This window comes from Xanthomonas sp. LMG 12461 (genome assembly GCF_009192935.1).
GTDB classification, from domain to species: Bacteria; Pseudomonadota; Gammaproteobacteria; order Xanthomonadales; family Xanthomonadaceae; genus Xanthomonas_A; species Xanthomonas_A sontii.
The window spans coordinates 87,589-101,258 of sequence record NZ_NQYT01000029.1 but is presented as its reverse complement, the minus strand read 5'-3'; the positions used below and the strand labels follow the sequence as shown (position 1 = coordinate 101,258).

Sequence of the window (13,670 nt, the reverse complement as noted above, 5' to 3'; positions counted from 1 at the left end):
CACCGCGCTTGCCAGTACCCAAGGACAGCTTCGCGTCTACGGCGTGAGCAATCCCGGCAAAGTCGATATGCCGTGACAGCAGAGCCAGAGGATCGCCGATCTGCTGCCGCTTGGCTTCGCGTTCGTGGCCGGCAAACAGGCTGATCATCGTGGCGTCCTCGGCGTGTTCTCCAGACCAATGATGCCAAAGGCGGGGTTTTTAGAGGGGCCCATGAGACGCGGCGCACTGCGTGCTGCGCGCAAGGAACCTTTTGTGCGACATGCAAGCGGTCGCGCGCTGTGCGCCGCACCCTCACCCCAACCCCTCTCCCGCAGGGAGAGGGTCTTGAGCTTGAGCGTGCGCGACGTTGCTTCAGCCATCGAGACCCGCCTCCCTTCTCCCACCGGGAGAAGGTGCCCCGAAGGGGCGGATGAGGGTACGGGTGCCGCTGCGTACAACGAAAGCTAGTAGCAGCTAACCCTCAGCCCCACAGAACCGCGCATAGTCGATATAACCAGGAAATGGCCGGTCCGGCGCGCACAGCGGGCACTGCGGATCGGCGGACAGGCGGGTTTCGCGGAAGCGCATCGCCAGGGCATCGAAGTGCAGCAGGCGGCCGCGCAGGGGTTCGCCGATGTCGAGCAGCAGCTTCAAGACCTCGTTGGCCTGCAGCAGGCCGACGATGCCGGGCAGCACGCCGAGCACGCCGGCGTCGGCACAGTTCGGTGCGAACTCCGGCGGCGGCGGCTCCGGGAACAGGCAGCGGTAGCATGGCGCCTGCCCGCGCCGGCGACCGGCATCGAACACGCTGACCTGGCCCTCGAAGCGCTGCACCGCGCCGTACACCAGCGGCTTGCCCAGCTTCACGCAGGCATCGTTGAGCAGGTAGCGCGCGGGAAAGTTGTCGGAGCCGTCCAGCACCACGTCCACGTCCTGCAGCAGCCGCTCGACGTTGTCCGCGGTGACCCGCTCGCGCACCGCCTCCACCCGCACGCCCGGGTTCAACGCGCCCAGGCTCGCCGCGGCCGACTCCACCTTGGCCTGGCCGATCCGCGCGTCGCCGTGCAGGATCTGCCGCTGCAAATTGCTGCGCTCGACCACGTCGTCGTCGGCGATACGCAAGTGCCCCACCCCGGCCGCGGCCAGGTAGAAACCGGCCGGCGAGCCCAGGCCGCCGGCACCGACCAGCAGCACGCGCGCGGCCTGCAGCCGGCGCTGGCCCTCGACCCCGACTTCGGGCAGGCGCAGATGCCGCGAATAGCGGTCGAAGAAGTCTTCCTGCGCCGGTTCCAGCGTCGGTCGCTGCAACGGCAAGCCTTCGCGCTGCCAGCGCGTGGTGCCGCCCAGCACGGAAGCGACCTGGGTGTAACCGGCCTGCGCCAGGAACAATGCGATGTCGTGCGAACGCTTGCCGCTCTGGCAGATCAGCAGCACCTCGGTGTCGGCGCCAAGATAGGCAGCCGGGTCGGCCTGCAACTGCGCGCGGGCCACGCCCTGCGCGCCCTCGGCCATGCCGGTGACGCGCTCGTGCTCCTCGCGGATGTCGATCAGGCGCGCGCCCTGCGCCTGCCGCGCCTGCGCCTGTGCCGGGGTCAGTTCTCGAATGCCCATGCGCGCATTATCGGCGCAAACCGGTTCCGCGTCCGCTGTCGACGGCGCGGCTGAAGGAACCTCGCGACGCGCTTGCCCGGGAACGCCCCGTCCCGCTGAAACCATTCCCACAGGCATCCTGTATCCGGCTTGATGATGTTGGATGCAGGTGCTTAGGGGGTGCCCTCAGTACGGCACCACCTCGACCACGTCGCCGGCCTGGAACTGGCGTGCGCCCTCCTCCAGCCGCAGCAGCACGTCGCTGTCGGCGGCGCCGCGCAGGCGATGCGAGCCGTCCGCGGGATTCGGCTCTGCCCACAGCTGACCGTGGGCGTCGCAGCGCATGCGCCCGCGCAGAAACTCCAGCCGGTCGTGGCGTTTGTCCCAGCCGGCCGCCAGCCGGGCGCGCCAGGCCCGATGCGGCTCGCTGCGCCGCTGCAGCGCATCCAGCAACGGCCGCCCGATCGCCAGGAAGGTCGCCAGCACCGACACCGGATTGCCCGGGAGACCCAGGAACAGGGCGCGGTCCCACTCACCGAACAGCAACGGCATGCCCGGGCGCATGCGCACCTTCCAGAACAGGATGCGGCCGTGCTCGGCCAGCAGCCGCGGCAGGTAGTCTTTCTCGCCGGCAGAGACGCCGCCGCAGGTCAGCACCACGTCGAACGCCGAGGCGGCGTCGGCGAGCATGGCCTGGATGCGCTGCGGATCGTCCGGCAGGGTCGGCCACGCGGTCGGCGCCAGGCCGAGCAGGCGCAGTTGCGCCATCAACATGTCGCGGTTGCTGTTGTAGATCTGCCCCGGCTGCAACGGCAGGCCCGGCTCGACCAGTTCGTCGCCGGTGGCGAACACCGCCACGGTCGGCCGCGCCGCCACCATCAACTGGTCCACGCCCAAGGCCGCGGCCAGGCCGATGCGCGAAGGCGTCAACAACATGCCGGCCTCGAGCACGCGCTCGCCGGCGCGCACGTCTTCGCCGCGCGCCCGCACGTGTGCGCCGACGGCGACGTCGGCGGGGATCTGCACTACGCCGTCATGCTCGTGCACGTTCTCCTTGATCACCACCGTATCGGCCCCGGCCGGCAGTGGCGCGCCGGTCGTGACCCGCAGGCATTCGCCGGGCGCGAGCGCCTGGTGCCGATCGGCGCCGGCGAACTGCTCGCCGGCCAGCCGCAAGTCGGTCGCCGCCCCCGGGGTCAGATCGGCATGGCGCAGCGCGAAGCCATCCATCGCGCTGTTGGCGAACGGCGGTAGGTCGATCGGCGCATCCAGCGGCTCCAGCAGGATGCGGCCATCGGCACGCGACGCTGCCAGGCGCTCGCTGTTGACGGGACGGGCACGCGCAGCGGCAGCGACGATCGCCAGCGCGTCGGTGTAGGCGATCCGGGAGGGATAGTCGGTCATGGTGGCGGCAGGATACCCGCTGCAGCCAGATCCTGCGGCGTGTTCAGATTGCCCAGCACGATTTCCGGCAGCGGCACCGGCCGCATCCGCAGGCGCTGCTGCAATGAGCGTGGCGCGTAGCGGGCGGCTGCCAGCGCCTCCTCCAGCGCCGGGCGCAGCGCGGCCAATCGGTACAGCGCCACCAACGGCTGCGCGCCGGCGGCATCCTCGACCCAGGCGCCATCGCACTCGTCAGCGGCTGCGGCCAGCACCGCAGGCAGATCACGCGGCAACACGCAGATATCGACCGGCACGGTCAGCAGCCAGGGCGTGGCACAGGCGGCGGCAAGCGCGTCCAGCCCGGCGATCGGTCCCAAGGAACGTTCCGCCCCGGCCAGTGGTGCGACGCGGTCCGGCACTGCCTGCAGCCCGATGGCGGCATAGTGCGGCAAGCTGCGGTTGGCGCTGACCACCACTTGGGCGACCTGAGGCGCCAGCGCCTGCACCAGCCATTGCACCTGCACCTGCCCGTCGCGCTGCAGCCAGGCCTTGTCGCATCCGCCCAGGCGTTGCGCGCGGCCGCCGGCGAGAATGCCGAGGGTGATCGCGCGCCGCGTATCCATCGTGCGGCTACTTGCCGCGGACGTGCTTCATCAGGCGCCGCTTCTTGGCGATCTGGCGCTCGGTCAGCACGTTCTTCTTGCCTTCGTACGGGTTGGCGCCTTCCCGGAACATGAAGCGCACCGGCGTGCCGACCAGCTTGAAGCGCTTGCGGAAGAAGTTCTCCAGGTAGCGCTTGTACGACTCCGGCAGCACCTTCAGGCGCGTGCCGTGGACGATGAAGGTCGGCGGATTGCTGCCGCCCGGATGCACGTAGCGCAGCTTGGAGACGTGGCCGCGGATGCTCGGCGGCGGATTGCTCTCGTAGGCGATTTCCAGCGCCTGGTTGACTTCGCTGGTGCTGAACTCGCGCACCGCCGAGGCGTGCGCGCGATGGATCGCCTGGAACAGTTCGCGCATGCCCGAACCGTGCTTGGCCGAAATGCGCACCGCCTCGGCCCAGGCCACGAAGCCGAGCTTGCGCGACAGCAGGTCTTCGGCCTGCGCACGCTGGTAGTCGCTCTGCCCGTCCCACTTGTTGATCGCCACCACCAGGGCACGGCCGGCATCGAGGATCGCGCCGAGCACGGTCGCGTCCTGATCGGTCACGCCCTCGCCGGCATCGAGCATCAGCACTGCGACCTGGCATTGCTCGATGGCCTGCAGCGTCTTGAACGCGCTGAACTTCTCCACCGCCTCCTCGACGCGGCCGCGGCGACGCAGGCCGGCGGTGTCGATCAGCCGGTACAGGCGGCCGTCGCGCTCCAGGTCCACCGCGATCGAGTCGCGGGTGGTGCCGGGCACCTCGGAGGCGATCATGCGCTCCTCGCCCAGCAGGCGATTGACCAGGGTCGACTTGCCCACGTTCGGGCGGCCGACGAAGGCGATGCGCATGCGCGCCGGATCGGTGTCCAGGGTCTCGCCGGCGCCCTCTTCCGGCAGCCGCCCCAGGACCTCGTCGAGCAGGTCGTCGATGCCGTGGCGATGCGCGGCGGAGACCGCGATGGCGTCGCCGAGGCCGTAGCGCGCGAATTCGGCGCGCACCTGGTCCTCGTCGGTGCCGTCGATCTTGTTGATCAGCAGCAGGGTCGGCCGCGCCAGCTTGCGCAGCCAGGCCAGGATCTCGTCGTCGAGCGCGGACGATCCCTCGCGACCGTCGACCACGAACAGGATCAGGTCGGCCTCGCCGGCGGCGGCGCGCGCCTGCTCGGCAGTGGCGCCGGCCAGGCCTTCCTCTTCGCCGGAGATGCCGCCGGTGTCGACGATCACGAACGGGGTGTCCGGCTGCAGCCGGCATACCCCGTAGTGGCGGTCGCGGGTGACGCCGGGCTGGTCGTGGACCAGCGCGTCACGGCTGCGCGTCAGCGCATTGAACAGCGTGGACTTGCCGACATTCGGCCGTCCAACCAGGGCGACCAGCGGCAGCATCGCGACATCCTTCTCTTGTTATTGACCCAACCGGAACGCGGTCAGGTCGCCTTTCGTGTTCTGCATCAGCAGGATCCCGTCCGCGACCACCGGCTGCGCCACCAGCGGCTTGCGGCCGACCCGCTCGCGCGCGGCGAACTCGCCGTTGTCGAGCCGGAGCCAGTGCAGATAGCCCTTGTAGTCGCCTACCACGGCGTAATCGCCCTGGATCGCCACGCCGGTCAGCGACCGGCGCGCCAGCCCCGGCTGCGACCACATCGCCGATCCGGAGGCCTTGTCCAGCGCCCACACGGTGCCGGCGTTGTCGGCCACCACCACGTTGCCGGAACTCACGCCGACACCGCCGGCGCCGCCATGATCGCGGTTCCACAGCGGGCGGCCGCTCGGGCCTTCCAGCGCCACGGTCTCGTTCTTGAAGCTGGTCGCATACAGCGTGGTGCCGTCGAGCACCGGAGCGCCGTCGACGTCGGCCATGCGCTCCAGCTCGGTGCGGCCTTCCGGCACGCCGATGGTCTGCTCCCACAGCACGCGACCGTCCTGCATCGCCAGCGCGGCCAGCGTGCCGTCGTCGTTGCCGATGAACAGCACGCCCGGACCCGCCACCACCGGCGCATTGCCGCGCACGGTCAGACTCGGCAGTTCCTGCGCATTGAACCAGCGCTGCTGTCCGGTCGCCGCATCGAAGGCGGTGGTGCGGCCGTCGTTGCTGCGCACGAACACCATGTTCTGCGCGATCACCGGCGCGGCGATCACTTCGTTGGGCACCTTGGCGCGCCACTTCTCGGTGCCGTTGGCGGCATCGAGCGCGATCACGGCGCCGTCCAGCGCACCGACGACCACCAGGCCGTCGCCCACGCCCGGGCCACCGGCGAAACGCGGCAGCGGACGCTTCTTCTCGAGCCGCTTGCGCTCCTTGGCCTGCTGCTTCTCGTTGCGCAGGCGCTGCTTGTAGGCGGCGCGCTCGTCCTTGGACAGGTTCTTGCCGGACTCGCTCTCGACCTGGCTCTTCGGCTGGTCCTCGGCCTGCGACAGCTGCTGCTTGCGCGCCTGCTTGGCGTCGTATTCCCAAATGGTCTTGCCGGTCTGCAGATCCAGCGCGTACACCGTGCCGGAGGTCGCGGCCGCATACACCTTGCCATCGGCGACTACCGGGCGCTGACGCACGCCGATCTGGCGCTCACCCTTGCCGGCGTCGGTGGACCACAGCTTCACCACCTTCACCGACGGGGTGAACTTCACCAGTTCGGCCGGCTCGGCGGCTTTCTTGGCGGCCGCATCCTTGCCGGCGAACCAGCCCTTGACGGTGGTGCAGCCCGACAAGGCCAGACCCAGCAGGGCCACGGTGGCGACACGCTTGAACATGACTACCTTCATCAGATCGGCTCCGCGGCATTCGGCACGCTGCCGCCCGCATCCATCAATTTCGTTTCGACCACGCGCCGCTGCGGCGAGGCCACGTCCAGGCTGGTCAGCGCCTTGGCGTACGCATCGCGCGCCGCGTCGCGCTTGCCCTGCGCGATCAGCGCATCGCCGCGAATCTCCAGACCCTGCGAATCGGTGGCCGAGGCCACCAGCGCCAGCGCGTCCTGCGGCTTGCCGCCGGAAATCAGCAACCGCGCCACGCGATGGTCGACCAGCACCTTCATTTCGCCGTCGGCCTTGAGCGCGCGCAGCGTGGTCAACGCGGCATCGGACTTGCCGGCATCGACCTGCGCCTTGGCCAGACGCAGCGCTGCCAGTTCGGCGTAGATGTTGGTCGAGCCCTGCTGCAGTTCGGCCATGTCCTTGGCCGCCTTGTCCAGCTGATTGGCCTGGATGCTCTTGAGCACCGCTTCGTAGCGGGCGTTGGCCTGGGCCAGATCGTTGGACCGCTGCTTGGTCCACCACTGCCAGCCGATGATCGCGCCAAGGCCCAGGACGATGCCGCCGATCAGGCCGGCGCCGTTCTTCCTGAGCCAAGTGCGGACGCGTTCGCTTTGTTCGTGCTCGTCGAGCAGGTCGTCAATCGCCATGCGTACTCTCGCCCCGCCGCTGCGACGGGACATGAAAAAGTTGAAGATGAGGAACCGCGCCGCCGTCACTCGGAGGCGGGCACCACGGAACCGTCAGAGGATACCGCAAAGCGCGCCACGTTCGCGCGCCTGAACGGGGTCAGATCCACGGTACTCCCGGATTGCTGAACCTGGACCGCGGAGGCATTGCCCAGCACCACACGTCCGACCTGCCCCGGCGCGTACGTGCGGGTCTCGCCGGCCTTCAGCAGTGCCTTCTCCACCGGCGTGCCGTCGGGCGCGAGGATCTGCACCCAGCTGTCGCCCTGGAACGACAGGCTCAGACTGTTCTTCTCCGGCTCTGCCGCCGGACGCGGCATCGGCGTCAGCGAAGCGATGTACGGCGCCGCGGCGCTTGGCGCCGGACGCGTGGCCGCCGGCGTGGTCGGCACCGGCGCAGCGGCACCGTTGGCCGGCGTCGCCGTCGCGGCAGCGGTCGTGCCCGGCGTGCCCGGCACCACGTCCAGCGAGGCGGTGCTGGGGCCGCCGTCGTCGGCGAAATGGCTGCGGGTGGCGTACCACACCGGTACCGCCAATCCGGCGGTGATCACCACGTAGACCATGCGCCGCGTGGCGCTCTCGAGCATGCGCCGCAGCGGCGGCGTGTGCGTGTGGCTGATCAATTCGACCGGCTGCACCGGCGCGATCTGCGCGGTCTGCAGCAACGGCTCCAGGTCGACGCCGAGCAGGCGCGCGTAGCTGCGCAGCTGCCCGCGGACAAAGACCGGCGCGCCAAGGCGCTGCCACTGCTCCGACTCGAGTGCCTGCACCACATGCACCGGCATGCGCAGTCGGCTGCCGACGTCGTCGATGCTCAGGCCGGCCGCTTCGCGCGCTTCGCGGAGCTGTTGCCCGCAGCCTTTGGCGCCATCGAAAGCGTTCGGATTGGAATCACTGATCACAATGCACTAGCCCCGGGTGTCGTGGTCGCGGCGTCGGGAAACTCCTTGCGCAACCGCTGTTGGTAACGGCCGGCGGCAGCCTTGTCGCCCAGCCTTTGCTCAATCTGAATAGCAAGTTGTAACACGGAAGCGGTGGCAGGCGCAGCCGCCAGACGCCGCTCGGAGAAGGCCCGCGCCTCGAAAAAGCGCCCTTGCGCGACCTCGTTGCGGGCCATCGCCTCGAGTGCGTACGCGTTGTCCGGATCCAGCTCCAGCGCCTTGCGCAGGTCACGCTCGCCACGCTCGCGCTGGCCCACCTGCAGTGCGCAGCCGCCAGCGTTGGCCAGCGCCGAGGCCGGCGTGGCGTAGTCCTGCAGCGCGAGCGCGCGGTCGAACCAAGCCAGCGACTCCGCCGGCGAGCCGTTCGCGCACAGCCAGGCGCCGTAGTTGTTCAAGGTCGCGCCGTTGCTCGGCGCCAGCTCGGCGGCCTTGCGGTAGTACCCGCCGGCGGTCGCGGCATCGCCCTTGCGATCGGCGACCACCGCCAGCACGGTCAGTGCGTCGACCGAGTCGGCGTCCACTGCCAGCGCCTTGCGCGCATGCGTCTGCGCTGCGTCCAGGTCGTTGGAGGCTAGCCCGTTGGCGGCCAGGCCCAGTTGTTCCTGCAAGGCCACGCGCGACTTCACCGCGCGGCTGTCGCGGAAGGAATAATGCGGCTGCACCTGTTCGGCGGTGCGCACGGTGCCGGTCTTGGCAGCGATCCAGTTGCAGCCCGGCAAGGCCAGCACTGCGATCGCCACCACTGCGATGGAACGCCCTTGGCTACGCCGCCGCATCCCGATCCGCCCGCGTCTGCAATTCGCGCTTGAACTCGGCCTGCCGGCGGGTACGGTCCATGACCTGCCCCTTGAGCTGCCCGCAGGCCGCATCGATGTCGTCGCCGCGCGTGCGCCGCACCATGGTCAGCACCTGTGCGTCCAGCAGGATCTTCTGGAATGCACGGATCTCGGTCTCGCCGGAGCGCTCGTAGCGCGTGCCCGGGAACGGATTGAACGGGATCAGGTTGACCTTGCCGGCGTTCGACGCCTGCACCGCGTTGTCGAACTGGCGCATCAGCCGCGCCAGTTGCCGTGCATGCTCGGGCTGGTCGTTGATCCCCTTCATCAGGGTGTATTCGAACGTCACCGACTCGCGGCGCTTGTTGGCGCGCAGGTAGCGCGCACAGGCGTCCATCAGTTCGGCGATCGGGTACTTCTTGTTGAGCGGGACCAGGGTCTCGCGCAGCGCATCGTTGGGCGCATGCAGCGACACCGCCAGCGACACGTCGCTCTCGCTGGACAGGCGGTCGATCTGCGGCACCAGGCCCGAGGTGGACAGGGTCACGCGCTTGTTGGCCAGGCCGTAGCCCAGGTCGTCGCGCATCACGCTCATGGCGCGCACGACGTTGTCGAAATTCATCAGCGGCTCGCCCATGCCCATCATCACCACATTGGTGAGGCGGCGCATCTGGTGCGGCACGTTGCCCAGATGCCGCGCCGCCACCCACACCTGGCCGATGATCTCGGCGGTGGAGAGGTTGCGGTTGAATCCCTGGGTGGCGGTGGAGCAGAAGGTGCAGTTGAGGCCGCAGCCGACCTGCGAGGACACGCACAGCGTGCCGCGGGTCTTGTCGGGGATGTAGACGGTCTCGATCGCGTTCTTGCCGTCCACGCCCATCGCTAGCAGCCACTTGTGGGTGCCGTCGGCGGAAGGCTTGTCGAACACGATGTTGGGGACGACGACCTCGGCATGCTGCTGCAGCTTGGCGCGCAGCGCCTTACCGAGGTCGGTCATCTGGTCGAAGTCGGTGACGTAGCGGTGGTGGATCCACTTCATCACCTGGTGGGCGCGGTAACGCGCTTCGCCGAGGGTCTCGGCGAAGAAGCGCTCCAACCCCTCGCGATCGAGGTCGAGCAGATTCTGCTTGGCCGCCGCGCCGGTCCGCACGGGATCGGCGATGGCCAAGGGAGGATGGACGACCTCGTTCACGACGACCTCGCTTAGCGCGAAACCACTTCAGTGGCGGCGAAGAAATACGCCACTTCGTTGGCGGCGTTCTCGACCGAATCCGAGCCGTGCGCGGCGTTGGCGTCGATCGAATCGGCGAAGTCGGCGCGGATGGTGCCCGGCGCAGCGTCCTTCGGGTTGGTGGCGCCCAGCAGGTCGCGGTGCGCGGCCACGGCGTTCTCGCCTTCCAGCGCCTGGATCATCACCGGGCCGGAGATCATGAACTCGACCAGCGCGTTGAAGAACGGACGCTCGCGGTGCACGGCGTAGAAGCCCTCGGCCTCGCGGCGCGACAGCTGCTTGTACTTGGCGGCCACGACCTTCAGGCCGGCCTTCTCGAAGCGCGAGTAGATTTCGCCGATGACGTTCTTGGCGACGGCATCGGGCTTGATGATGGACAGGGTGCGCTCCAGCGCCATGGGAAGTTCTCCGTTGGGCGGGCCACTGAAGGCCCGAGGTTAACATGAAAAAAACCCGCGTCAAAACGCGGGCTTAGCCAGAATTGCGATGGACAATTCTATCCAATCGGCGCCGGCTTTGCACGGCCAGGCTGAATCGTGCTGCATAGCAGCATGACGCGCCCACCGCCCGGGCCTAGACTCAAACAATCGTTTGATTGATTCTGGCGGCCGCATGGCAAAGCAAGCGCACTTCTCGACCAAGGACCGCATCCTCAGCGCGGCCGAGGAACTGTTCGCGCAACACGGCTTTTCCGGCACCTCGCTGCGCCAGGTCACCAGCCAGGCCGACGTCAACATCGCCGCGGTGAACTACCACTTCGGGTCCAAGGAAAACCTGGTCAACGAGGTGTTCCGGCGGCGCATGGACGAAATGACCGCCGCGCGCATGGCGCAGCTGGAAACCGCGCAACGGCAGCATCCCGGCCAGCTCGGCCCGGTGCTGGCCGCCTTCGTCGAGCCGGCCCTGGCGATGGCCCAGGAGCGGCAGAGCGGCGGCGCCTTTGTGCGGGTGATCGCCCGCGCCTATGCCGAGAACAACGACAGCCTGCGCCAGTTCCTGTCCGACCACTACGGCCATGTGCTGCGCGAATTCGGCAAGGCCATCGCCGCTTGCGTGCCCGGGCTGAGCAAGCAGGAACTGTACTGGCGCCTGGATTTCCTGGCCGGCGCTCTGACCTACGCCATGGCCGACTTCGGCCTGATCAAGCGCCCCGCCGGCGTCAGCGAGGGCGCGCACCGTGCCCACGCCGCCCGCGAACTCATCCGTTTCGCCGAAGCCGGCTTCCTCGCCCATTCGGTTCCCTGATCCCGCAAACGTTGACCCACAGAGGCTGATCGCTATGTCCAATCCCCTGCTCGTCCGCCGTGCCGCCGTCCTGGGCGCGGGCGTGATGGGTGCGCAGATCGCTGCGCACCTGACCAACGCCGGCGTCGACACCGTGCTGTTCGACCTCCCCGCCAAGGAAGGCCCCGCCGATGGCGTGGTGCTCAAGGCGATCGCCAACCTGACCAAGCTCAGCCCGGCGCCGCTGGCCAGCACCGCGCTGGCCGAAGCCATCACCCCGGCCAACTACGACTCCGGCCTGGAGCAGCTGCGCGGCTGCGACCTGATCATCGAAGCCATCGCCGAGCGCATGGACTGGAAACAGGACCTGTACAAGAAGATCGCGCCGTTCGTGGCCGACCATGCGGTGCTGGCCTCCAACACCTCCGGCCTGGGCATCAACGCCCTGTCCGACGTGCTGCCGGAACAGCTGCGCCACCGCTTCTGCGGCGTGCACTTCTTCAACCCGCCGCGCTACATGCACCTGGCCGAGCTGATCCCGGCCAAGCACACCGAGCCGGCGGTGCTGGAAGGCCTGGAAAGCTTCCTGGTCACCACCCTGGGCAAGGGCGTGGTCTACGCCAAGGACACCCCGAACTTCATCGGCAACCGCATCGGCGTGTTCTCGATCCTGTCCACCATCCACCACACCGAGCAGTTCGGCCTGGGCTTCGACGAGGTCGACGGTCTCACCGGCCCGCTGGTCGGCCGCCCCAAGTCGGCGACCTACCGCACCTCCGACGTGGTCGGCCTGGACACCATGGCGCATGTCATCAAGACCATGGGCGACACCCTGCCGAACGATCCGTGGCATGCCTTCTTCAAGGCGCCGAAGTGGTTGGAGGCGCTGATCGGCAAGGGCGCGCTGGGCCAGAAGACCGGCGCCGGCATCTTCCGCAAGGTCGGCAAGGACATCGTGGTGCTGGACCTGCAGAAGCAGGACTACCGCCCGGCCGACCGCGCCGCCGCACCGGAAGTCGTCGAGATCCTGAAGATCAAGAACCCGGCCGAGAAGTTCGCCAAGCTGCGCGAGAGCCAGCATCCGCAAGCGCAGTTCCTGTGGGCGACCTTCCGCGACCTGTTCCACTACAGTGCCTACCACCTGGCCGACATCGCCGAGACCGCGCGCGACGTGGACTTGGCGATCCGCTGGGGCTACGGCTGGGCGCTGGGTCCGTTCGAGACCTGGCAGGCGGCGGGCTGGAAGCAGGTCGCGCAGTGGATCGCCGACGACATCGCCGCCGGCAAGAGCATGAGCAGCGCGCCGCTGCCGAACTGGGTGTTCGATGGCCGCGACGGCGTGCACGCCGCCGAAGGTTCGTACAGCCCGGCGCGCGACGCCAAGCTGCCGCGCTCGGCGCTGCCGGTGTACAAGCGCCAGCGCTTCCCCGATCCGCTGCTGGGCGAGAAGTTCGCGCAGGGCGAGACCGTGTTCGAGAACGACGGCCTGCGCATGTGGCACGACGGCGACGACATCGCCGTGGTCAGCTTCAAGACCAAGATGAACACCGTCTCCGACCAGGTGCTGGACGGCCTGCAGGAAGCGGTGGGCCGCGCCGAGAAGGACTTCAAGGGCCTGGTGCTGTGGCAGCACAAGGAACCCTTCTCCGCCGGCGCCGACCTGGCCGGCGCGCTGGGCCTGCTGCAGGCCGGCAAGGTCGATGCGTTCGAGGCGATGGTCGCCAACTTCCAGGCCACCAGCCAGCGCATCAAGTACTCGCTGGTGCCGGTGGTCGCGGCGGTGCGCGGGCTGGCGCTGGGCGGCGGTTGCGAGTTCCAGATGCACAGCGCCAAGAGCGTGGCCGCGCTGGAGAGCTACATCGGCCTGGTCGAGGCCGGCGTGGGCCTGCTGCCGGCCGGTGGCGGCCTCAAGGAGATCGCGGTGCGCGCGGCGCAGGCCGCGGGTCCGGGCGGCGACGTGTTCGCCGAGCTGAAGAAGACCTTCGAGACCGTGGCCATGGCCAAGGTTTCCACCTCGGCGGTCAACGCCAAGGAACTGGGCCTGCTGCGCGGCACCGACAAGGTGGTGTTCAACAGCTACGAATCGCTGTACATCGCCAAGGCCGAGGCGCGCGCCCTGGCCGAGGGCGGCTACCGCCCGCCGCTGCCGGCGCGACGCATCCAGGTCGCCGGCGACGTCGGCATCGCCACCTTCAAGATGCTGCTGGTCAACATGCTGGAAGGCCGCTTCATCAGCGAATACGACTACGAGATCGCCACCCGCATCGCCACCGTGCTGTGCGGCGGCGAGGTCGACCGCGGCGCGCTGGTGGACGAGGAATGGCTGCTCAAGCTCGAGCGCAAGCACTTCGTCGAACTGGCCCAGCAGGAAAAGACCCAGGCGCGCATCGGGCACATGCTGAAGACGGGCAAGCCGCTTAGGAACTGAGAATCGGGAATGGGGAATCGGGAATGGAAACGCATTCC

General features: G+C 68.7%; 12 protein-coding genes. 2 read left to right on the top strand and 10 right to left on the bottom strand.

Going from position 1 to position 13,670, the window contains the following annotated elements:
• Positions 1 to 454: 454 nt before the first annotated feature.
• From moeB to ndk, 10 genes are all read right to left on the bottom strand, one after another.
• Complete coding sequence (moeB, locus tag CEK68_RS08385; protein WP_152239121.1) at positions 455 to 1,591, bottom strand: molybdopterin-synthase adenylyltransferase MoeB; 1,137 nt, start codon at positions 1,589 to 1,591, stop codon at positions 455 to 457.
• Positions 1,592 to 1,756: 165 nt separating this feature from the next.
• A complete protein-coding gene (gene glp, locus CEK68_RS08380) occupies positions 1,757 to 2,974 on the bottom strand; it encodes a gephyrin-like molybdotransferase Glp (protein ID WP_152239120.1) in 1,218 nt (405 codons plus the stop codon).
• Positions 2,971 to 3,576 (bottom strand): molybdenum cofactor guanylyltransferase, encoded by a 606-nt coding sequence (locus CEK68_RS08375; RefSeq protein ID WP_150409377.1) that lies wholly within the window; start codon positions 3,574 to 3,576, stop codon positions 2,971 to 2,973. Before CEK68_RS08375 ends, glp begins: the two co-directional genes overlap by 4 nt.
• Before the next feature lie 7 nt (positions 3,577 to 3,583).
• A complete protein-coding gene (gene der / locus CEK68_RS08370) occupies positions 3,584 to 4,981 on the bottom strand; it encodes a ribosome biogenesis GTPase Der (RefSeq protein WP_150409378.1) in 1,398 nt (465 codons plus the stop codon).
• A gap of 18 nt (positions 4,982 to 4,999) precedes the next feature.
• Entirely contained in the window at positions 5,000 to 6,355 is a 1,356-nt protein-coding gene (bamB, locus tag CEK68_RS08365) for an outer membrane protein assembly factor BamB (protein ID WP_017910712.1), read from the bottom strand.
• Positions 6,355 to 6,993, bottom strand: a complete 639-nt coding sequence (locus CEK68_RS08360) for a tetratricopeptide repeat protein (RefSeq protein WP_152239119.1) — start codon at positions 6,991 to 6,993, stop codon at positions 6,355 to 6,357. Before CEK68_RS08360 ends, bamB begins: the two co-directional genes overlap by 1 nt.
• A 65-nt stretch (positions 6,994 to 7,058) precedes the next feature.
• Positions 7,059 to 7,934 (bottom strand): RodZ domain-containing protein, encoded by an 876-nt coding sequence (locus tag CEK68_RS08355; RefSeq protein WP_152239118.1) that lies wholly within the window; start codon positions 7,932 to 7,934, stop codon positions 7,059 to 7,061.
• Positions 7,931 to 8,722 (bottom strand): type IV pilus biogenesis/stability protein PilW, encoded by a 792-nt coding sequence (pilW, locus tag CEK68_RS08350; RefSeq protein ID WP_026143845.1) that lies wholly within the window; start codon positions 8,720 to 8,722, stop codon positions 7,931 to 7,933. The genes CEK68_RS08355 and pilW overlap by 4 nt, the downstream gene beginning before the upstream one ends.
• A 13-nt stretch (positions 8,723 to 8,735) precedes the next feature.
• The gene (rlmN, locus tag CEK68_RS08345) at positions 8,736 to 9,917 is read right to left on the bottom strand and encodes a 23S rRNA (adenine(2503)-C(2))-methyltransferase RlmN (protein ID WP_017910708.1); all 1,182 of its coding nucleotides are present in this window, start codon (positions 9,915 to 9,917) and stop codon (positions 8,736 to 8,738) included.
• 35 nt (positions 9,918 to 9,952) lie between these two features.
• Positions 9,953 to 10,378, bottom strand: coding sequence for a nucleoside-diphosphate kinase (ndk, locus tag CEK68_RS08340; RefSeq protein ID WP_002812972.1), 426 nt, complete (start codon positions 10,376 to 10,378; stop codon positions 9,953 to 9,955).
• A gap of 214 nt (positions 10,379 to 10,592) precedes the next feature.
• Between ndk and CEK68_RS08335 the strand changes: the two genes are divergently transcribed.
• Both CEK68_RS08335 and CEK68_RS08330 read left to right on the top strand, forming a co-directional pair.
• Positions 10,593 to 11,225 carry a TetR family transcriptional regulator gene (locus CEK68_RS08335; protein ID WP_017910707.1) on the top strand — a complete coding sequence of 211 codons (633 nt, stop codon included), beginning with the start codon at positions 10,593 to 10,595 and terminating at the stop codon, positions 11,223 to 11,225.
• A gap of 34 nt (positions 11,226 to 11,259) precedes the next feature.
• Positions 11,260 to 13,632, top strand: a complete 2,373-nt coding sequence (locus CEK68_RS08330; RefSeq protein WP_152239117.1) for a 3-hydroxyacyl-CoA dehydrogenase/enoyl-CoA hydratase family protein — start codon at positions 11,260 to 11,262, stop codon at positions 13,630 to 13,632.
• Positions 13,633 to 13,670 lie beyond the last annotated feature (38 nt).